The organism is Collinsella sp. AM44-11, from assembly GCF_003467145.1.
In the GTDB taxonomy this organism is placed as follows: Bacteria; Actinomycetota; Coriobacteriia; order Coriobacteriales; family Coriobacteriaceae; genus Collinsella.
Window position 1 is genome coordinate 83,450 of sequence record NZ_QSFE01000009.1, and the last position, 20,186, is coordinate 103,635.

The window sequence follows — 20,186 nt, forward strand, 5'->3', positions numbered from 1 at the left end:
GGCACGCATGGCACGAATCCTGATCGTAGAGGACGAGGAGAAAATCGCCCGCTTTGTGACACTCGAGCTGGAGCACGAGGGCTACCAGGTGGAGCACGCCGCCGACGGACGCACCGCCGTTGACCTGGCGTTGGAGCGCGACTACGATCTGATTCTGCTCGATGTACTGTTGCCGCAGCTCAACGGCATGGAGGTGCTGCGGCGCATACGCAAGCACAAGGATGCGCCAGTGATCATGGTCACCGCGCGCGATGCCGTGATGGACAAGGTTGCCGGGCTCGACGCCGGCGCCGACGATTACCTGACCAAGCCGTTTGCGATCGAGGAGCTGTTCGCACGGATCCGCGTGGCGCTGAAGCGCTCGGAAGCCGTGCGGGCGGCTTCGGGCGTTGGCGGCGGCGGGGCCGGGGCTGGCGTAGCGAGCGGCACGGCCGCCGGTATCGCCACAATGTCCCCGGCAACCGACACGGCCCAGACCGCTGCCGCGCCCTCCCCCGCCGCACTCGCCGTGGGTTCGGTCGCGCTCGATCCCGACCGCCGCGAAGTCACGGTCGGCGGCTCGCCCATCGCGCTCACGGCCCGCGAGTTCGACGTCCTCGCCCTGCTTATGACGCATGCCGAAACCGTGCTCACGCGCGAGCGCATCGCGCACGAGGCGCTGGGCTACGAATACGTAGGCGACACCAACAACGTCGACGTGCACATCGCGCACCTGCGCGCCAAGATCGAAGACGCCGGCGGTGCCCGCATCATCCAGACCGTGCGCGGGGTGGGCTATGTCTGCCGCGCGTAATGCCGAGGCCAAGCGCGTCACCTCCATCGCCCGCGCCATCAACTGGAGCTATATGTGGCGCCGCCTGATGAGCTACGTCTGGCTCGATCTGTTGCTGTTGGTTATTGCGGTGGCGATCCTCGTCTATGGATACAACCAGACGCTGCCCAACGGCGCGTTTACCGCAGGATGGATCCCCAGCGCCACCGTTCGCAGCATGTCGCTGACGCCCGCGCGCGGCTGGGACCTGACAACGCTCACCTATACCGTCGAGCTTGCGCGTACCACCAAGACTTTCCCCCTCGCGCAGGACCTCGTCACGCTATGGCCTCTCTACCTTGTAGTTGTGGGTTGGCAGGTCATCAGCGTGCTCAACATGCTCGGCGGCGCCCGCCGCGTGCGCCGCACCATGGCGCCGCTCAACGATCTGGCCCTGCGCGTGGACGAACTCGGCCGCATGCAGCTCTCCGGCGGCAAGATGGAAACGCTCGAGCAGGCCATCGAGCGCGCAAGCGTCGACTCGCCGAGCGTCACCACCGGCGACGCCGACCTGGCAAGCATCGAGGTCGCGCTCAACCGCCTGCTGCGCCAGATGCAAGAGGCCAAGCTGCAGCAGATGCGCTTTGTCAACGACGCGAGCCACGAGCTGCGCACGCCCATCGCGGTGATTCAGGGCTACGTGAACATGCTCGACCGCTGGGGCAAAGACGACCCGGACGTGCTGGCAGAATCCATCGCGTCCCTCAAGGCCGAAAGCGAGCACATGCAAGAGCTCGTGGAACAGCTGCTGTTTTTGGCACGCGGCGACGCCGGACGCACGGTCCTGCGGCGTGCGAATACCAACCTGGCCGCGCTGGTCGGCGAGGTATGCGAGGAGTCACAGATGATCGATGCCGCGCACACGTATCGACTGGCGTACGACGCTGCGCTTGTCAGCGACCCGCGCTGCGACGCATCTGTCGACGTGGCGCTCGTGAAGCAGGCTCTGCGCGTGATCGTGCAGAACGCCGCCAAGTATTCGGACGCAGGCACGACCGTCACATTTGGCATAACGCCCGATGCGGGCATGGGCACGATCGACATAGCCGTTGAGGACGAGGGCATCGGCATGAACCAGGAGTCCGCAGCCCACGCGTTTGAACGGTTCTACCGAGCCGATAACGCACGCGATGCCGGCGCGCAGGGCTCGGGTCTGGGGCTTGCCATTGCCAAGTGGATCGTCGACAGCCATGGCGGTGTCATCGGCGTGACCTCAGTCGAGGGCGTCGGCAGCCGCTTTACGATTCGCCTGCCGCGGTAGGGGCGTCTCTCACGAATCGAAGGTGAATGCTTTTCCGCGAAGTGAACGACCTATTTTGGACCCCCCGAAGCATCCACACTTTTTGACGCCAAAACTGCAGGAAAAACCTTACGAAACCGCAGGAAACGGCGCCTCCAAAGTGTCGATGCTCCAGGGGTCCGATTTCACTCGTTCACTTCGCGGAACAGCATTCACCTTCGTTTTGCGGCAGCCCGTCAGTCACCCTCTCGGCATTAAAATGGGGTAAGGCCACGTGGCCTTACCCCATTTTTCGTTAGCTATGGCAGCTTGTGCGCTACTCGCGGCACAGATGCACGGCGAAACCGGCGAACTCGCGCTTAAAGTACACGAGCTTGGTACCGCCGTCGGGCAGCAGCACGCGCGACTCCTCGTTGACCTCGAGCCCGCGCTCGGCAAACCACTTCTCGGCCGCATCGATGTCGTTGACGGCAAAGCCGATGTGGCCCTTGGTGCCACGACCGTTCTGCTTCATGACCTCGATCAGCGAATCGTTAAAGTACGAAACCGGGGTCTCGATAACGGGCAGGCCCATCATCGTCGAGAACAGCTCCGCGATCCCCAGGGCATCTGCCGGGTCGGTGGCGTTAATGCCCACATGGGCAACGCGCATGCCAAAGAGCTCGACCGGATTGGCGTTCTGCTCACTCATACAGTCAGCGCCTACTGAGCCATGACGTCGAGGACGGCCTTCTCGGCAGCGACGCGGTTCATGCCGGTCATGAAGGGCACGCCGCTCACGTACGGGCAGGTGAGGCCCTCGGGAGCAACGGTGGTGGCGATCAGCAGGTCGGCGCCCTCGTCGCAGTAGTCCTTGGCCTCGGAGATGGCACACTGCACGATCTCATACTTGCCAGCATAACCATTGGCGTCGAGCATGGTGGCGACCTTCTGGGCAACAAGCGTGGAAGTAGCAGCGCCAGCACCGCAAGCCAAAACGATCTTCTTCATAGGTAATGTCTCCCTTCATGGTTTACTTTAGGTAAGTGTACCGCAGCGAGCGATGGCACTCAGCCTCGATGAGCTTTTATGCCAGTTTGCTTGCGCGCTGCGTATAATACATCCAGTACGTGTTGTCATACCGCTCGCTTTATGAGTGACTAAGGACCCTAATATGCCCGATTCCCGCACACTCTGGACCGCCGTCGTTATCATCTGCATCGCCGTGTCGGTGTTCTTTAGCGTCAAAAAACGCACCACGTTTAAACGCCTGCAGCAGCTTATGGCCGCTAAGCAGTGGGACGAGTTTGATCGTTTGCTCGACGGCAAACTCACCAGCATGCTGTACCCGCGCTACAACCGCGACTACCTGCGCCTGAACTCCTATCTGTTGCGCGAGGACCACAAGCGCGCCGATGAGATGTTCGATTTGCTGCTGGGGCTCAATCTGCCCAAGATGCAGCGCGTCGACCTGGTGATTAAGGCCTTTAACTACTATGCTGGCCAGGAGGACCGCAAAAAGTCCAAGGAGCTGCTGCACGAAATCAAGGGCTTTGAGGGCGGTCAGGCCGAGGCGGTCGCGCACGAGTGCCAGCTGATGTACGACACGATGATCCTCAAGCGTCACAACGACATTCCCGAGCTGGAGCGCACGCTCGAGGATGTCGGCGACGACCCGGTCAAGCGCTGCCGCTTGGAGTACCTGCTGGCCCTGCAGTACCAGAACAAGGGCGACGAAGCCAAGTTTGTCGAGTACTTGGAAAAGTCAGGCCAGCACTCGATGGCCGTCAACGCGTAACGGACGGCTTGTGCTAGACTTCTAGTCTCACGGGGGCGTGGCGGAATTGGCATACGCAGGGGACTTAAAATCCCTCGCCGCAAGGATTGTGGGTTCGAGTCCCACCGCCCCTACCATGTAGTGCTTACGAGCCCGTGTCCCCCAGGGAGGCGGGCTCATTTCTTTAAGATGCCGGTGGGGCTCGAACCCGCGAGGGGGCGAGCGTTAAGCGGACGCGCAGCGTCCGTAGCGAGCCGGCGAGGGCGCCGACAGGCGGCCGAAGCCGGTGCGTATTTGCGCAACAAATACGCAGATGTCCCACCGCCCCTACCATTTGGCTTTTACGGGCCCGTGCCCCCTGGGGATGCGGGCTCGTTTCTTCTGGATGCCGTTAAGCCTCTAAGTTGCGGTGGAATAGTTCCTGTTTTGGCAGTTTATCAGCCCATTTAGGAACTATTTCACCGCAACTTATGAGGGGATGGTTAAAGGGCGCTGAGGCTGGGGGTCCAGCCGATGGTGGGTAGCTCACCGTCGAGAACCTCGTTAATGGTGGCGGCCATGCCGGCAAGCAGGCTGCTCTCGCTTACGGTGAGCGTGTCGTAGCCGCCGGCTCGCATAAGCTCGCGAATCACCACGGCACCAGCCAAGATCACGCCCGCGCGTTTGGGCTGTACACCCGGTAGCGCGGCGATGCCTTCCGCGTCCAACACAGACATGCGCTCGATAGCGGCCGAGACCTGCTCCAGCGACAGCTCGCGTAGGTGCACAAAGCTCGAATCGTACGGTTCCAGCTCGTGGACCAGAGCCACCAGCGTAGTCACCGTGCCGCCCACCGCGACTAAGCGTTCGGCGCGCTCAAAGTCGACAGGCAGGCCCTCAAAATAGGCGGCAAACTGCTCGCCTGCCCACGCGGCAGCGGCAGCAAGCTCGCCATCCGCGGGCGGCAACGCGGAGAAAAAGCGCTCCGTCACGCGGCGACAACCGATGTCCAGCGAGCGCGTTCCCTCCAGCGCAAAGACGCCGCGCTCCGGCGCGTACACGCCAGTCGCGAGCTCCGTGGATCCGCCGCCCGAATCGGCAACAATGATGCGCTCGCCGGCAAAGTCGTGCGCCACGCCGAAAAACGTCAGGCGCGCCTCGACCTCGCCCGGAATCACCTGTGGCTCAAGCCCCAGATCGCGCAGGCCGTCCAACAGCAGCGCAGCATTGGACGCATCGCGCGCGGCACTCGTACACGTGGTGCAGACGCACACGGCCCCAAAGGCACGGGCCTCGTCCACAAACATGTGACACGCAGCGAGCACACGCTCGACAGCCGCCTTGCAAAAGCGCCCCGTCGTGTCCACGCCCTCGCCCAGGTCGGTAATCTCGGTATGCTTGGACGATTCCACAATCGCTCCGCCCTCGACCTGGGCCAATACCAGTCGCGACGACACCGTTCCCAGGTCGATCGCGGCTACCTTATAGCGTTTGCAATTTGTCATTGCGGGCTCCCCTCCGGGCGCTATTTGCCGTTGGACACGACCGTCTGACCCTCGACGCCGTTAAACCCAAACAGCATGTCGAGCGCCTGGATGTACCACGGCGCGTCCTTGCCGACTTCTTCGATTTCCTTGGCCACTTCGCTGGCCTTCTTGGCGTTTGAGGACTTTTTGCTCGACGACGAGTCCGAATCGTCGTCCAAACCTAGCACGTCAATCTTCTTCTCGCCGGGCATCACCAGGCCCAGGTCCTCGGACGCCGCGTCCTTGATACCCTCCTCCGAGAGCAGCTTGTCGACGCTTTTTTGCAGCTCATCATTGTATTGCTGGCGAATCTCGACCTGCTTGGCCAAGATATCGCTCGAACGCTTTGCCACGTACAGATCGCGCACGGGGAAATACAGGCTCACGAGCACCAGCGCCACCACGATACCGATAAACAGCGGACGCAGTGGGCCATGCGTAAAGTCATAGATCGCCTTGACAACCGCGTTGTCGTTGGCGTAATGCATAAAGTCCGAGCCCGAAAGACGGTTCGAGGGCCTACTCGATTTGTCGTGTGCTTGAGTCGAGGGACGCGACGCATGCGACGAACGTGCCGGGCGCACCGGTCCATCTGCCAAGGTATTTGATTGAGCATTGGGGCGCGAGGTACTTGCCGGGCGCTGCGTGGAGCGGTCGGCGCCGGCATAAGCGGACCCACCGAGCTGCACCGTGCGCGCACGGCGAGGCGACGGCTCGCGCGAACCGGCGGAATAGTACCTGTTGTCGTAAATCTGATCCATGTGCGCCTTGTGCGGTTGAGGTTTGTTTGCGCTAAGTCCTTTAGTTATAGCACGAGCGCCTGCACCGCCTTCGCCAGCCTTTGCTCGACATAAAAAAGGCGCTGAGCCGTATGGCCCAGCGCCCATGGCGCTTTGCAGCATCCAGTCAAGGCGGGACGGAACCGAGTCAGCCTCCCCCTCGCCAAATTCGCCCGTTTAGCGAATGTTGTAAAACGCGGCCTTGCCGGCATAGCGCGCGCTGCCCTCGAGCTCGTCCTCGATGCGGATGAGCTGGTTGTACTTGGCGATACGGTCGCTGCGGCACGGGGCGCCCGACTTGATCTGGCCGGCGTTGACGCCCACGACCAGGTCGGCAATCGTGGAGTCCTCAGTCTCGCCGGAGCGGTGGCTCACGATGCAAGCATAGCCGGCCTCCTTGGCGGTCTCGATGGCCTCGAGCGACTCGGTGAGTGTGCCGATCTGGTTGACCTTGACCAGGATCGCGTTGGCGGCACCCAGCTCGATGCCCTTCTTAAGGCGCTCGGTGTTGGTGACGAACAGGTCGTCGCCCACCAGCTGCACCTTGTTGCCAATGCGACGGGTGAGCTCAACCCAGCCGTCCCAGTCCTCCTCGGCCATGCCGTCCTCGATGGAGATGATGGGATAGGTGTCGACGAGCTTTTCCCAGTAATCAACCATCTGGGCGCTCGTGTACTCCACGCCCTCGCCCTTGAGCTCGTACATGCCGGTCTCGGCGTTGTAGAACTCGGTCGAGGCCGGGTCCATGGCGTACATGAAGTCGACGCCGGGCTTAAAGCCGGCCTTCTCCACGGCCTTGGTGATGTACTCGAACGGCTCGGCATTGGTCTTGAGGTTGGGCGCAAAGCCGCCCTCGTCGCCCACGCCGCCGCCCAGGCCGGCCTCGTGCAGCACGCCCTTGAGGGTGTGGTAGACCTCGGCGCACCAACGCAGGCCCTCGGCAAAGCTCGGGGCGCCCACCGGCATGATCATGAACTCCTGGAAGTCAACGTTATTGTCGGCATGGACGCCACCGTTGAGGATATTCATCATAGGCGTGGGCAGCAGGTGGGCGTTGACGCCGCCCAGGTACTGGTACAGCGACAGGCCCGCCGACTCGGCAGCGGCGCGGGCGACGGCCAGCGACACGCCCAGGATGGCGTTGGCACCGAGCTTGGTCTTGTTGGGGGTACCGTCCGCGGCAATCAGCGCGGCATCGACGGCGCGCTGGTCGAAGGCGTCGAGGCCCACGACGGCGTTAGCGCACTCGTTATTGACGTGCTCGACGGCCTGCGAAACGCCCTTGCCCAGATAGCGGCCCTTGTCGCCGTCGCGCAGCTCACATGCCTCAAAGGCGCCGGTCGAAGCACCCGAAGGCACCATTGCGCGGCCAAAGCTGCCGTCCTCGAGCACGACCTCGACCTCGACGGTGGGATTGCCGCGGCTGTCGAGCACCTCGCGACCGTAGACGTCCATAATATCGCTCATGTTGTCTCCCTCTCACTTGGAAACGGGTTGAATGCTTGGCGACACGGCTTGCACGCTACAGCGGCGCGCAGGTTCATAAGTTAGCCTTATCGCACTTTTTGCATTATGCCCTAAGTTAGCCAAGGGATACAATCTTTTTAAAAATAATAGGGGCGATGGGACAAGTCCGTCCCGTCGCCCCCGCAGTCTTACTCCTCTGCCTTTGCGGCATCCCAGAGGTCATTGAGGCCGTGGGTCGAAAGCTCGGCCAGATCCACGTGGGCGTCGGCCGCCATCTGCTCCATCGCGGCCCAGCGGCGGCGGAACTTTGCCGTACTGGCACGCAGGGCGCTCTCGGCGTCAATTCCCTCCTTGCGCGCAACGTTGACCAGGGCAAAGAGCAGGTCGCCAAACTCCATCTCGCGCTCGGGAGAACCGGGAGCCTCGGCCTCAAACTCGGCACGCTCCTCGGCAACCTCGTCCCACACGTCCTGGACCGTCTCCCACTCAAAGCCCACGGCAGCCGCCTTGCGCGACACCTTCTGAGCCTGCATCAGCGCCGGCAGGTGCGTGGGCACACCGTCGAGCAGACCCTCGGGTGCGGCCCCGACTGCCGCCACGGCCTGGTCTTTGGCGGCCTTCTCGGCAAGCTTGACCTCGTCCCAAATCTTGAGCACCTCGTCGGAGTTGTCGGCATCCGCATCGCCAAACACGTGCGGGTGACGACGGATGAGCTTGGCGTCGATATCGCGCGCCACATCGGCCAGCGAAAACTCGCCGGCATCCGCCGCAATCTGCGCATGCAGTACGACCTGCATGAGCACGTCGCCCAACTCCTCGCGCAGGTGTGCCGCATCGTCGGCCTCGATGCAGTCGAGCGCCTCGTAGGCTTCCTCGATCATGTTCTTGCCAATGCTGCGGTGCGTCTGCTCGCGGTCCCACGGGCAGCCGTCGGGCTGACGCAGGCGCCAGATGGTCTGCACCAGATGCTGCAGCTCGGCCGACGCGTCTACCAGCGTGGACAGGTCGCGCGAGCCCTCGGCATTTTGCTGAGCCAGCTGCTCTGCCATGGTTATTCCTCCTCCAGGATCACGTGACGGAACGCGCCGTCCTCGTAGATGCCATAGCTGTGCGTACCGTCCTTGGGAATGCTCACGCTGCCGGGGTTGAAGAGCCACAGGCCCGGGTGCGCCTCGCTTGCCTCGTTAACCTTGATGTGCGTGTGGCCGTAGACGAGCGCGGAGCCCTCGGGCAGCGCGGGCGCGTGATCAACGCTGTTATACATGCCAGCGCCAAAGACGTGGCCATGCGTCAGGAACAGCTCGCGGCCGGTCTCGTCGAACAGCGTGGCGTAGTCGGCCATGACGGGGAAGTCGAGGACCATCTGGTCGACCTCGGCGTCGCAGTTGCCGCGCACCGCGATGATGCGGTCGGCCAGGGCGTTGAGCAGCGGAATCACACGCTTGGGGGCATAGTCGCGCGGCAGGTCGTTGCGCGGGCCGTGGTAGAGCAGGTCGCCCAGCAGAACGATGCGGTCGGGCTGCTCGGATTCGATAGCGGCGACCAGGCGCTCGGTCCAGTATGCCGAGCCGTGGATGTCGGAGGCGATGAGGTATTTCATGGGTGGTCCTTTCGGTGGGGTTAATTGGATTGGCGCGGCACGTCACTCGCCCGCATCACTCAAATCGCAGCGCCGCGCTCTGAGCCGCCTGCATCACGCGCTGGAGCGGCGCGTTGTGCTCGCGGGCAAGACGGGCACAATCCTCGTACTCGGGTGCCGCGCGCTCGCTGCCGTCGGGCAGGGTGGCTACTTTGACGGCCACCTCGCCCCAAGGCGTCGCTACCTGCTCAAAACGACGCGGCAGGCAGACGCGTTCCATCACCTGGCGACGAACGGCGTTGGTCGTGGTCTCCAAAAAGATAATCGTCTGTAGGCGCTCGATATCCTCGTGCGAGCAGATCACCTGCAGCTGCCAGCCGGGGCGACCTTTTTTGCAGTAGAGAGGCAGCCAGTGCACCTCGCGCGCACCTGCCTCGCGCAGGCGGTCGGCGGCATAGGCGAGTACCTCGGGCGATGCATCGTCGATGTCGCACTCCAGCTTGACGATGGTTTCGGGCGCATCGGTCTCGCGGGACAGCGGAGATGTACTTCCACGTTGCATACGGTCCGGATCCTTTCCGCACGGGCTCGTTTTGTTCACCCAAACGCTAGCACATCGGACGTGGCACAGGCGTGACTTTCGTCCGTCGCCGCCCTCGCCCCTATCCAAACATGTACATCAGCCTCCAAACATGTCATTTTTTGCAGCTTTCGGAGGCTGACGTACACGTTTTGGAGCGGGGCCGCACACGATCAGAATTGCGCCTGCACTCCGTCCGCCATAAAGTTCGCTGCACTCAACAATTTTGGACTTTCTACGCAGTTCATCGGCTAAAAAATTACCCTCGGCATACTTACCTGCTGCACGATGTTACTCTAGTTGCATTTGGCTAACTAATCGGCTGCCGAGGACCCCGCCCGACACCGTTACGGCATCGGAGGTTTCATGTTCGAGAAGCGGCTCTTCTCCCTGGTTCCGCAGGCAACGCCCTACATTGTGGCGAGCGTCCTGTTTAAATGGATCGCGCTCATGGCAAACATCACGGTGATGTGGGTGCTTGCGCGCATCTTGGGCGGCATCGTCACGGACGGTCTTTCCGCCGCGCTCGCCGTCGATGCCCTCGCACAGGCGGCCTTGCCGCTCGCCGGCGCCATCATCGTGCGCGCCGCCGCCATCTATCTGGCGCAGCGTTCCGGTGACAAGGCCGCCTTCAAAGCCGTCCGCCGCGTGCGTTCGCTCGTCTACGACAAGCTCACCGCGCTCGGCCCGTCCTATACCGAAACCGTCCCCACCGCCGAGGCCGTGCAAACCAGCGCGGAGGGCGCCACGCAACTCCAGGTATACTTTGGCGGCTATCTGCCGCAGCTCTTTTTTGCCGGCCTGGCACCCATCACGCTGTTCGTGCTGCTCGTAGGCCAAGCGGGACTTCCCGCCGCGCTGCTGCTCGTATGCGTCCCGGTCATCCCCATCTCCATCATGATGGTCATGCGCAACGCAAAAAAGATCGGTTCCGAGTATTGGGGCAGCTACGTCGATCTGGGCGGCATGTTCCTGGAGGCCGTTCAGGGTCTTACCACCCTTAAGGTGTATCAGGCCGACCGCGACTGGCACAAGCGCATCAACGCCGAGTCCGAGCGTTTCCGCACAGCGACCATGCGCCTGCTGGTGATGCAGCTGCGCTCCATTTGCGTTATGGACCTGGTCGTCTATATGGGCGCCGCGCTCGGCATTATCGTAGCCACGCTGCAGCTCGCCACGGGCAAAATTGGCTTTGAGGCGGCCTTTCTAGTCGTCTTTCTGTCGCAGGAGTTCTTTTTGCCCATGCGCCGCCTGGGATCGCTGTTCCACACGGCCATGAACGGCATGGCCGCCTCGCGCCGCATGTTTGGCATTTTGGATACGCCCGAGCCCGAGCGCGGCGATGTTGAGCTTGACGGGCGCGGCGATATCGAGCTCGCGGGCGTGAGCTATGCATACGGCGACCGCACGGTGCTGGACAGCGCCAGCGCGACCATTGCGCACGGCTCGCTCGTGGCACTCGTGGGCGAAAGCGGCGGCGGCAAGTCCACGCTCGCGGGGATTATCGCGGGCCGCAAGGGTGCCTACCGTGGCAGCGTTCGCATTGGCGGCGTCGAGCTGCGCGATGCCACGGCCGCCTCACTCATGCGTGCCGTCACCCTGGTGCCCACCAACGGCTACCTGTTTGCCGGCACCCTGCGCGACAACCTGCTGCTCGCCCAGCCCAACGCCACCGACGCCGAGCTTTTGCGCGCGCTCGGCTGCACGCGCGTGGCGGCCTTTGTGCAGGCCAACGGCGGGCTCGACATGGTGATTAACGAGGGCGGCACCAACCTTTCGGGTGGCCAGCGCCAGCGCGTGTGCATGGCACGCGCCCTGCTGCACGACTCGCCGATCTATGTGTTTGACGAGGCTACGAGCAATGTGGACGCTGCGAGCGAAGCCGCGATCGGCGAGGTCATCGCATCGCTTGCCGGCGAGCACACTGTAATTGTGGTGGCACACCGCCTGTCGACGATCGTGGACGCCGACCAGATTCTGGTGCTGGAACGCGGTCGCATTGCCGAGCGCGGGACTCACGGCGAGCTCTTGGCAACCGCGGGCGCCTATGCGCGCATGTGGAACAGCCAGGAGCAGCTCTCGGCATATGCGTATGCGGAGGGTGATGCCGAGGATGCCGGCGCGGTTGAGGCTGTTGACGGCAGCACCGCCCGTACCGATGGCCTCAACGGTGCCGGCTCGTCTTCCGCTGCCGCGGTGCCTGACTCCGGCCGCGCCCGTCGCTCGGCGCCGTCCATCATGTGGCGCATGATGGGGCTCGTCCGACCGCTTGCCGGCTGGCTTGTGCTAGCCGTCGCGCTGGGCAGCATTGGCATGCTCACCGCCGCGTTCGTGCCGGCCTTTGGCGCCCTTGGCCTTATGGCCGCGCTGGGCCGCAACGCCTTGGGGCTTGGTCTTATCGTCACATGCGCGGCCTGTGCCGCCTGCGGCATCGCGCGCGGGCCGCTCCACTACGGCGAGCAGCTCTGCAACCATTACATCGCATTCCGTCTGCTCGCACACATTCGCGACCTGGTGTTTGGCGCCCTGCGCCAGCTCGCCCCCGCCAAGCTCGAGGGCCGCGGCAAGGGCGAGCTCGTGAGCCTGGTCACCTCGGATATCGAGCTGCTCGAGGTCTTCTACGCGCACACCATCTCGCCCATTGCCATAGCTCTGGTCTGCACCGTTGTGTTTGAGGGCTTTTTGCTGGCTGTGAGCCCCGAGCTCGCGGGCATCGCGCTCGTGGCCTACGCGGTCCTGGGCGTGCTGCTGCCCCTGACCTCGGCCAAGGCATGCGGCACCACCGGCCGCCAGAGCCGCGAGGGCGCCGGTAAGCTGGGCGCCTTTGTACTCGACAGTCTGCGCGGCGCGGGCGAGACCATCCAGTTTGCCGGTGGCACCGATCGCAGCCGTGCCCTGGGCAAGCTGACCGAGCAAGTCGGCGCCGTGGACGCGCGCCTCAAGCGCCGCCAGGCGGTCAGCGAGGCCGTAGCCGATGCGCTTATTCTTGTGGCTAATCTGGTGATGCTCGGGCGTGCGCTGCAGCTGGTGGCTGCGGGAACGATTGACTTTGCCGCAGCGTTTGTCGCCGTCTTTACCTTTGTGTCGTCGTTTGGCTCGGTGATGGCCGTGAGCCGCCTGGGCGCCTCACTGCAGGAGACGCTCGCCTCGGGCGCACGCGTGCTCGATTTGCTCGACGAGCAGCCCCAGTGCGCCGAGGTCGCCGATGGACAGAACGTTGAGTTTGCCGGCGCCGCAGCCGAGCATGTGAGCTTTAGCTATGTGGGCGGCGTGGACGCGGGCGGTGCGGGCGCCACAGAGCAGGTCGCGAACGACACCGCTGCGAGTCTCATCCTCGACGACGTGACCTGCACCTTTGCGCCCGGTACCATGACCTGCATCATGGGGCGCTCGGGTTCGGGCAAGTCGACGCTGCTTAAGCTGCTCATGCGCTTTTGGGACCCCGCAGCCGGCACCATCACGGTGAGCGGCGTCGATGCCCGCCACATCAACACGGCGAGCCTGCGCAGCCACGAGGCCTATATGACCCAGGACACGCATCTGTTCTGCGGCACCGTACGCGAGAACCTGCTGGTCGCGCACGCCAACGCCACCGATGCCGAGCTGCTCGACGCTTGCCGCTCCGCCTCACTCACCACGCTCATCGACCGTCTGCCGCAGGGACTCGACACGCCCGTTGCCGAGCTGGGCGACTCGCTTTCGGGCGGCGAGCGCCAGCGCATCGGCCTTGCGCGCATCTTCCTCAACGACGCACCCTTCATCTTGCTCGACGAACCCACCAGCGCGCTCGATGCTCTCAACGAGGCGTCCGTGATGCAGGCAATCGACGAGCTCAAGCGCCGCGGCAAGACCATTGTGCTCGTGAGCCACCGTGCCAGCACCTGCGCGTTTGCCGATTTCTCGCTTTCGGTCGAGCACGGGAGGCTGAGCTAATGGCGCGCCCAGTCGACACACCGGAGCTAGCACGCAAACGTGAGCGTGAGGCCCAAATGGTGTCGCAGATGATTGCGCTGTGGTGTCGTGGGCATCATGGCGGCGGGCATGTGGTCGAACAGGCTGGCGGCGATGAGTCCGTGCGCGTGAAACTCGGCCTTCGAACCATTACGCTCTGCCCCGAATGCGCCGAGCTGCAGAAATACGCCATCGCGCGCATTGAGCACTGCCCGCACATGGGCACCAAGACATTTTGCTCGGCATGTCCTTCGCATTGTTACCGGCCTGCCATGCGCGAGAAGATCCGCGAGGTTATGCGTTGGTCGGGACCGCGTATGATCCGCTATCGCCCCATCACCGCCGTGAGACACGCGATGGTAACAGTGCAGGCCAAACGCGCGGCGGCACGAAGCAAGTAGTCGCCGGCGCCGGCACGCGCCGCCCCGCCTTTCCACTCGATTTCGGCACCCGGCGTGCGCGGCGTGTTGAGAGCTGCACCATTACAATGGAGCGGATTCACCAAATGCAAAGGAGTCGCCATGCCCGCCTGCCCGCTGGTCGATTGCCATACTCATACCTCGTTCTCGGACGGGCACGCCTCGTTCGAGGACAACGTCCGTGCCGCTGCTGCCGCCGGCTGCCGCGTCATGGTCTCGACCGACCACCTTACCCTGCCCGCCAGTATGGATGCTAACTGCGAGGTGCAGGTCGTCGAGGGCGACTTGCCGGCACATCGTTTGGCCTTTGAGGACGCCCGCAAACTCGCCGCGCAGATTGCGCCGGAGCTCACCTTTATCTACGGTTTTGAATGCGATTGGTACGAGGGCTGCGAGCCCTTGGTAGAGCACTGGTCCCAGGGCGCCGTCGTACGTCTGGGCAGCGTGCACTGGATTGGCAACCCGGGCGATATTGCGGCAGGCGCCGCGGGCACGGCAGGGACAGAGGACGTCGCGCGCCCCGATACACCCGATTCCCTTTGCGGTTGGATCGACGACGATACCAACTTGCATGTTTGGGAAAACTTAGGCGTGCGCGGCGTGTGGGAGTGCTACGTCGACGACTGGTGCCGTGCTTGCGAAAGCTCACTCAGCTTTGACGCGATGGCCCATCCCGACCTGGTCATGCGCTTTTCGAAGGACGGCTTTGCACCCGACTTTGACCCCGCGCCGTTTTGGGAGCAGATGGCCGAATGCGCCCACGATACGGGTCGCCGCGTTGAGGTCTCGACCGCCGCACCGCGCAAGGGGCTCGACGATTACTACCCCGCGACCGGGCTGTTGCGCCGCTTCGCCCATGCCGAGGTGCCCATCACCTTTGGCTCGGACGCGCACCGCGCCTGCGACATCTGCTGGAACATCCGCGAGGCCCAGGCCCACGCCTACGACTGCGGCTACCGGGCCTTCGATATCCCCCACCCCACCGGCGAATGGGAATCCACGTCCCTCGCCTAACTAGTCGTTTAAGAACGTCCCCAATGACTAGTGGCGGCGGGCGTTGAGTTCGCCGGCCAGTTCGTCGAGGGTGATGCCGTAGCGCTCGAGCGTCACGAGCAGGTGGTAGATCAGGTCGCCGGCCTCGTAGCGGATGTGATCGTGGTCGTTATCCTTGCAGGCCATGATCACCTCGCTCGCCTCCTCGGCAAGCTTCTTGAGAAGCTCGTCCTCGACGTCGGTCAGCAGACGCGCGGTATAGCTCTCCTGCGGCGATGCGTCGCGACGACTGTGAATCACCTCGGCCAGTCCCGTCAGCGTCTCACCGATGTTTCCCGGCTGCACGTTAGCTGTTCTGACTCCCATGGTTATTTCCTCTCGTTACTGCAGCGTAAAGTAGGTACCGGCCTCATCGAACCGAGGCTTTGCGCCCTTTTTCTCAAAGAACTCGACGATGACGGCATGGGCCTCATCGAGCCTTTCCTTCTCGGCCTCGAGCCAAAGCGACTGCGCCCCGCAGGCATCAGTCAGGTGCACGCGGCATGGCACGCCCGCGCGGAGGAGCTCGGTGTTGCATTCGGCGACCTCGAACGGCGTCACGACTTTCATCGCACTCCCCCTTCCACGCGCTTAAAGAAGCAGGTACGGTTGCCGGTATGGCAGGCCGGGCCCGGTGAGTCCACCTTGACCAGCAGCGTATCGCTATCGCAGTCGGCCCAGAGCTCCTTGACCTCCTGCATGTTGCCACTCGTCGCGCCCTTGTTCCAGAGCTCCTGACGGCTGCGACTCCAAAACCACGTGGTCCCGGTCTTGAGCGTCAGCCCCACCGATTCCTCGTTCATCCAAGCAACCATAAGCACCTCACCGGTGTCATGCTGCTGAACCACGCAAGGAATCAGCCCGCGGGCGTCGTATTTAAGCTCGGTAGCATTTATTACCTCAGTCATCATTTCTCCCAAGTAACAAACGAAATCCCACAGGTCGGCGAGGGTTGTCCAGGTGCCGCAGGTTGCCGCGAAAGAGGAGCGACGCGTACTTTGGTACGCGAGCGACGGTTTGAGCGGCAAGATGCGGTGCCTGGGCAAGCCGCAGCACTAGAAGTCCAGCCTCACAGGGATGCCTTGGCTGGCCATATACTCCTTCACCTGGCGAATGCTGAAAGTTCCAAAGTGAAAGACGCTGGCCGCCAGTACGGCGTCGGCTTCGCCCTCGATCACGCCCTCGGCAAAATGCTCGAGCGTGCCCACGCCGCCGCTTGCGATCACCGGGATCGGCACCGCGCGCGCCACGGCGCGGGTGAGTGCCAGGTCGAAGCCAGCCTTGGTGCCGTCGCGATCCATGCTGGTGAGCAAGATCTCACCGGCGCCGCGACGAGCCGCTTCCTCGGCCCACGCCACCGCATCGATACCCGTGGCGTTGCGACCGCCCGCCGTGAAGACCTCCCACTTGTCGGCATCCGGCTGACCGGGCAGGCCCACGCGCTTGGCATCAATCGCCACGACCACGGCCTGGCTGCCAAACGCCGCGGCGGCCTGGCTGATCAACGACGGATCGCGCACGGCGGCAGAGTTAAGCGACACCTTGTCGGCACCGGCGGCAACCATGGTTCGCATGCCCGCCAAGTCGCGGAAACCGCCGCCCACGGTATAGGGAATAGCGAGCTCCTCGGCCGCGCGCGCCGCCATCTCGATGGTCGTCGCGCGGTTGTCGCTCGTCGCGGTAATGTCCAGGAAGACGACCTCGTCTGCACCCTCGCGGTCGTAGGCGCGCGCCAGCTCCACCGGGTCGCCAGCATCGCGCAGGCTCACAAAGTTGACGCCCTTGACCACGCGGCCGTCCTTAACATCCAGACAGGGAATCACGCGTTTGGCAAGCATGGGCTACTCCTTCCCTCGGGCGGCGGCCAACGCCTGGGCCAGCGTAAAGTTGCCCTCGTAGAGCGCACGACCGGTAATGGCACCCTCGATGGCATCCTCGCCCACCGCGGCCAGTGCGCGGATATCATCGAGCGTCGAGATGCCGCCCGAAGCCACGACGGGAAAGCCCGCGACCTCGGCCACATGGCGATACGCCGCCACGTCGATGCCCGTCTGCATGCCATCGCGCGCGATGTCGGTATACACCAGATGCTTAAAGCCCAGCTCGGTGAGCTGCGCCACGGCGTCGTCGAGCGCCACACCCGCGCCGTCGCGCCAACCATTCACCTTGACCTGGCCGTCACGGGCGGCAATGTCTGCCACCAGTAACTCGCCAAAGCCTTGCGCCGCCACCTCGGCAAATCCCGGCTCGGTCACGAGCACCGTGCCTAGCGCGATGCGACGCGCGCCGTAGCCGGCCAGCTCGTCGATGCGCGCGAGCGAACGAACGCCGCCGCCCACGTCCGCGGACAGACCGTCGACGCCGCAGATGGCCTTAATCGCTGCCAAGTTGGCAGCGCACGCGTCCTCGTCCTCGCCAAAGGCAGCGGACAGGTCGACGACGTGCACCCAGCTCGCGCCCTGCTCGGCAAAGGAGCGGGCAACGGCCACGGGGTCGTCAGAATACACCTTACAGCGGCTCCGGTCGCCGCGCTCCAGGCGCACGACCTTGCCGCCGATCAAATCGATTGCGGGAAACAGAATCATCGGCCGGCCCCCTCGACGATGCTCACGAAGTTCTTAAGGATGCGCTGACCCAGCGCAGAGGATTTCTCGGGATGGAACTGGCAGCCCCACACGTTGCCGTGGCGCACGATGCACGGGAAGCTCCGTGTATAGTGCGTGCGCGCCAACACATCGGCGGCATCGACGTCGTCGGCCACCGCGTAGCTGTGAGTGAAATACATGTTGGCGCCCTCGGCAAAACCGGCAAGCAACGGATCGGCCGCACCGGCGGGCGTCATGCGCACCTGGTCCCAGCCCACGTGCGGGACCTTCAGACAGCTCGACTCCAGGTGCGTGCACGAGCCACGCATGATGCCCAGGCCATCGACCCAGGGACCACCGGCCTGCTCGGAGGCATCGTCGTCCGCGTCCGCGTCCTCGTTCGCAGGCACGCCCTCGTTGCCGCGCTCAAAAAACAGCTGAAGGCCCAGGCAGATGCCGAGCAGCGGAGTTCCGGCGGCAACGGCATCGAGCACGGCCACCTCCTCGCCGCTCTGACGCATAAAGGCGATCGCGTCATAGAACGCACCCACGCCCGGGATGACCAGGCCGTCGGCGTTGCGGATCTGCTCCGGATCGTCCGACGTGCAGGCGGCAGCACCGGCGCGCGCAAGCCCGCGCACGACGCTCGACAAGTTGCCCTTGTGGTAGTCGACCACCACGATCTTCGGTTCGCCCACGCGACCCCTCCACTTCTCATCATCCAAAACCACCACAAAGAGGACAGGCATCTTCGTGGTGGTTTTACCCTTGTGACGGTTACAGCGAGCCCTTGGTGCTGGGGATACCCTGCACGCGGGGATCGAGTTCGCAGGCGCGGCGCATCGTGCGGCCCACGGCCTTAAAGGCGGCCTCGATAATGTGGTGCGAATTGCCGCCCGCCAGCTCGCGCACGTGCAGCGTGAGCTTGGCATCGCGCGCAAAGGCATAGAAGAACTCGACGGCCAGCTCGGTATCAAAGCTGCCCACGCGCTCAGTCGGCACGGGCAGCTCGCAATAGGCCTGCCCGCGACCCGAGATATCCACGGCGGCCATCACGAGTGTCTCGTCCATGGCGATCGCCGCGTCGGCAAAGCGCGTAATACCCGCCTTGTCGCCCAGCGCCTGGCAAAACGCCTCGCCCAGCACAATGCCCGTGTCCTCGACGGTGTGGTGCGCATCGACCTCCACGTCGCCCACCGCATGCACCGTCAGATCGAACAGGCCATGGCGGCCAAAAGCGTTGAGCATGTGGTCGAAAAACGGCACGCCGGTCGAGATATCGCACACGCCAGATCCGTCCAGGTCGAGCTTTACGACAATGTCGGTCTCGCCCGTCTTGCGGGTTACCTCGGCATAGCGGTCCATCTACATCTCCTCCTTCACCAGCGCGGCAAACGCGGCCAGCACCTCGTCGTTTTCCTGCGGCGTACCCACAGTGATGCGCAGACAGTCCGCAAGCCCCGGCGCGTAGCTAAAGTCGCGCACCAAAATCGAATACTCGTCGCGCAGACGCTCGCGCACGCGCGTGGCATGCGGCGTGCGCACGAGCACAAAGTTCGCCGCGCTCGGCCATGCCTCCACGGGCATGCCCTCGGCAGCCATTGCGCGCAGGGCGCACAGCTCGCGCTCGCGCTCGGATGCGATCTGTGCCACCACGGGCGTGTAGGCATCACGGGCACGCACGCAGGCAAGTGCTGCCGCCTGGCTCAGCACGTTAACTGAATAGATCTGGCGAATCGCCGCGAACACGTCGATGACTTCCGGCGCCGCGATCACGTAACCCAGACGCGTACCGGCAGCGCCAAACGCCTTGGACAACGTATGCAGAATCACCAGGTTGGGATGCTCGGCAATAAGCCCCTGCGCCGTGGTGACCGCGCCAAACGAATCGTCGGCAAACTCCACGTAGGCCTCGTCAACCATTACCATGCCGGGGCACGCATCGCACAGCGCCGCGACAAAGTCGAGCGGTGCCACGTCACCCGTGGGGTTGTTGGGCGAGGTCACGATTGCCAGGTTGCACTCGGACGCCGCCGCAAGCACGGCTGCCTGGTCGAGCTCAAAGGTCGCGGGGTCGCGCCACACGTCGCGCACCTCGGTCTGACAGAGCGACGCAAAGAACGCATACTCGCTAAAGCACGGCGGGCAGTTGAGCAGGGTCCGTCCCGCGCCGCCAAACGCCAACAGGTAGTTATAGAGCAGCTCGTCGCCGCCGTTGCCCACGCAGACATTCTCGCGCGTCACGCCATGCCAAGCGGCAAGCTCGTCGCGCAGGTCGTTAGACATGGGATCGGGATAGCGGTTGAGCGGCGTGGCGGCAAGCGCCGCATCAACCGCCTCGCGCACGTCGGCCGGCACGGGGTAGGTGTTCTCGTTTGCCGAAAGGTTGATGCGCGTGGGCGTAAAGTTGGGATCGTAGGGCTCAATGCCGGCCAAGTAGGGCTGGACGAGCTCCTTCATGCGCGGCGTGAGTTCGGCCATA

At 63.8% G+C, this 20,186-nt stretch carries 22 protein-coding genes and 1 tRNA gene; 7 read left to right on the plus strand and 16 right to left on the minus strand.

All coding sequences use genetic code 11. From position 1 onward, the window contains the following. Nucleotides 1-7 precede the first annotated feature (7 nt). Together DW943_RS07130 and DW943_RS07135 are read left to right on the plus strand one after the other, a co-directional pair. The gene (locus tag DW943_RS07130; protein ID WP_117806813.1) at nucleotides 8-793 is read left to right on the plus strand and encodes a response regulator transcription factor; all 786 of its coding nucleotides are present in this window, start codon (nucleotides 8-10) and stop codon (nucleotides 791-793) included. Next, nucleotides 777-2,072, plus strand: a complete 1,296-nt coding sequence (locus DW943_RS07135; RefSeq protein WP_117862612.1) for a cell wall metabolism sensor histidine kinase WalK — start codon at nucleotides 777-779, stop codon at nucleotides 2,070-2,072. The genes DW943_RS07130 and DW943_RS07135 overlap by 17 nt, the downstream gene beginning before the upstream one ends. Nucleotides 2,073-2,367: 295 nt before the next feature. On the opposite strand, the gene DW943_RS07140 is transcribed toward DW943_RS07135, so the two are convergent. After that, a complete protein-coding gene (locus DW943_RS07140) occupies nucleotides 2,368-2,742 on the minus strand; it encodes a VOC family protein (protein ID WP_117862613.1) in 375 nt (124 codons plus the stop codon). 11 nt (nucleotides 2,743-2,753) lie between these two features. Continuing rightward, a complete protein-coding gene (locus DW943_RS07145; protein WP_117654890.1) occupies nucleotides 2,754-3,041 on the minus strand; it encodes a PTS sugar transporter subunit IIB in 288 nt (95 codons plus the stop codon). A 163-nt stretch (nucleotides 3,042-3,204) separates the two neighbouring features. On the opposite strand from DW943_RS07145, the gene DW943_RS07150 reads away from it, so the two are divergent. Both DW943_RS07150 and DW943_RS07155 read left to right on the plus strand, forming a co-directional pair. Next, nucleotides 3,205-3,828 carry a hypothetical protein gene (locus DW943_RS07150; protein ID WP_117862614.1) on the plus strand — a complete coding sequence of 208 codons (624 nt, stop codon included), beginning with the start codon at nucleotides 3,205-3,207 and terminating at the stop codon, nucleotides 3,826-3,828. A gap of 31 nt (nucleotides 3,829-3,859) precedes the next feature. Then, nucleotides 3,860-3,944: transfer RNA gene (locus DW943_RS07155), tRNA-Leu, on the plus strand. Between the two features lie 345 nt (nucleotides 3,945-4,289). Here DW943_RS07155 and DW943_RS07160 read toward each other — a convergent pair. From DW943_RS07160 to larC, 6 genes are all read right to left on the minus strand, one after another. Beyond that, complete coding sequence (locus DW943_RS07160; protein ID WP_117862615.1) at nucleotides 4,290-5,291, minus strand: hypothetical protein; 1,002 nt, start codon at nucleotides 5,289-5,291, stop codon at nucleotides 4,290-4,292. Nucleotides 5,292-5,311: 20 nt separating this feature from the next. Continuing rightward, a complete protein-coding gene (locus DW943_RS10690; RefSeq protein ID WP_233509137.1) occupies nucleotides 5,312-6,073 on the minus strand; it encodes a septum formation initiator family protein in 762 nt (253 codons plus the stop codon). 195 nt (nucleotides 6,074-6,268) lie between these two features. Then, a complete protein-coding gene (gene eno, locus DW943_RS07170; protein ID WP_117862616.1) occupies nucleotides 6,269-7,558 on the minus strand; it encodes a phosphopyruvate hydratase in 1,290 nt (429 codons plus the stop codon). Nucleotides 7,559-7,746: 188 nt separating this feature from the next. Beyond that, on the minus strand, nucleotides 7,747-8,607 hold the full coding sequence (gene mazG / locus DW943_RS07175; protein ID WP_117646213.1) for a nucleoside triphosphate pyrophosphohydrolase: 861 nt from the start codon (nucleotides 8,605-8,607) through the stop codon (nucleotides 7,747-7,749). Between the two features lie 2 nt (nucleotides 8,608-8,609). After that, entirely contained in the window at nucleotides 8,610-9,158 is a 549-nt protein-coding gene (gene yfcE / locus DW943_RS07180) for a phosphodiesterase (protein WP_117862617.1), read from the minus strand. Nucleotides 9,159-9,213: 55 nt separating this feature from the next. After that, the gene (gene larC / locus DW943_RS07185; protein WP_117648479.1) at nucleotides 9,214-9,699 is read right to left on the minus strand and encodes a nickel insertion protein; all 486 of its coding nucleotides are present in this window, start codon (nucleotides 9,697-9,699) and stop codon (nucleotides 9,214-9,216) included. A gap of 384 nt (nucleotides 9,700-10,083) precedes the next feature. Here larC and DW943_RS07190 point away from each other — a divergent pair, with 384 nt between their 5' ends. The 3 genes from DW943_RS07190 (at nucleotide 10,084) to DW943_RS07200 (ending at nucleotide 15,101) form a co-directional block, all read left to right on the plus strand. Then, the gene (locus tag DW943_RS07190; protein ID WP_117862618.1) at nucleotides 10,084-13,650 is read left to right on the plus strand and encodes an ATP-binding cassette domain-containing protein; all 3,567 of its coding nucleotides are present in this window, start codon (nucleotides 10,084-10,086) and stop codon (nucleotides 13,648-13,650) included. Continuing rightward, a complete protein-coding gene (locus DW943_RS07195; protein ID WP_089573587.1) occupies nucleotides 13,650-14,069 on the plus strand; it encodes a nitrous oxide-stimulated promoter family protein in 420 nt (139 codons plus the stop codon). Before DW943_RS07190 ends, DW943_RS07195 begins: the two co-directional genes overlap by 1 nt. Before the next feature lie 120 nt (nucleotides 14,070-14,189). After that, complete coding sequence (locus tag DW943_RS07200) at nucleotides 14,190-15,101, plus strand: PHP domain-containing protein (RefSeq protein WP_117862619.1); 912 nt, start codon at nucleotides 14,190-14,192, stop codon at nucleotides 15,099-15,101. Nucleotides 15,102-15,128: 27 nt separating this feature from the next. Here DW943_RS07200 and hisE read toward each other — a convergent pair whose 3' ends face one another. The 8 genes from hisE to hisC form a co-directional block, all read right to left on the minus strand. Further along, a complete protein-coding gene (hisE, locus tag DW943_RS07205) occupies nucleotides 15,129-15,446 on the minus strand; it encodes a phosphoribosyl-ATP diphosphatase (RefSeq protein WP_117646209.1) in 318 nt (105 codons plus the stop codon). Nucleotides 15,447-15,461: 15 nt separating this feature from the next. After that, a complete protein-coding gene (locus DW943_RS07210; RefSeq protein WP_089573590.1) occupies nucleotides 15,462-15,689 on the minus strand; it encodes a hypothetical protein in 228 nt (75 codons plus the stop codon). Then, nucleotides 15,686-16,027: a phosphoribosyl-AMP cyclohydrolase gene (gene hisI, locus DW943_RS07215; RefSeq protein ID WP_089573591.1), complete on the minus strand. Its 342-nt coding sequence runs from the start codon at nucleotides 16,025-16,027 to the stop codon at nucleotides 15,686-15,688. The genes DW943_RS07210 and hisI overlap by 4 nt, the downstream gene beginning before the upstream one ends. A gap of 147 nt (nucleotides 16,028-16,174) precedes the next feature. Then, nucleotides 16,175-16,957, minus strand: a complete 783-nt coding sequence (gene hisF, locus DW943_RS07220; RefSeq protein WP_117862620.1) for an imidazole glycerol phosphate synthase subunit HisF — start codon at nucleotides 16,955-16,957, stop codon at nucleotides 16,175-16,177. Between the two features lie 3 nt (nucleotides 16,958-16,960). After that, a complete protein-coding gene (locus DW943_RS07225; RefSeq protein WP_117648476.1) occupies nucleotides 16,961-17,704 on the minus strand; it encodes a HisA/HisF-related TIM barrel protein in 744 nt (247 codons plus the stop codon). Beyond that, nucleotides 17,701-18,402 (minus strand): imidazole glycerol phosphate synthase subunit HisH, encoded by a 702-nt coding sequence (locus DW943_RS07230; RefSeq protein WP_233543620.1) that lies wholly within the window; start codon nucleotides 18,400-18,402, stop codon nucleotides 17,701-17,703. The genes DW943_RS07225 and DW943_RS07230 overlap by 4 nt, the downstream gene beginning before the upstream one ends. Nucleotides 18,403-18,481: 79 nt before the next feature. Continuing rightward, on the minus strand, nucleotides 18,482-19,069 hold the full coding sequence (hisB, locus tag DW943_RS07235) for an imidazoleglycerol-phosphate dehydratase HisB (protein WP_117757617.1): 588 nt from the start codon (nucleotides 19,067-19,069) through the stop codon (nucleotides 18,482-18,484). Beyond that, the gene (gene hisC, locus DW943_RS07240) at nucleotides 19,070-20,185 is read right to left on the minus strand and encodes a histidinol-phosphate transaminase (RefSeq protein ID WP_199572818.1); all 1,116 of its coding nucleotides are present in this window, start codon (nucleotides 20,183-20,185) and stop codon (nucleotides 19,070-19,072) included. Between the last annotated feature and the right edge of the window lies 1 nt (nucleotide 20,186).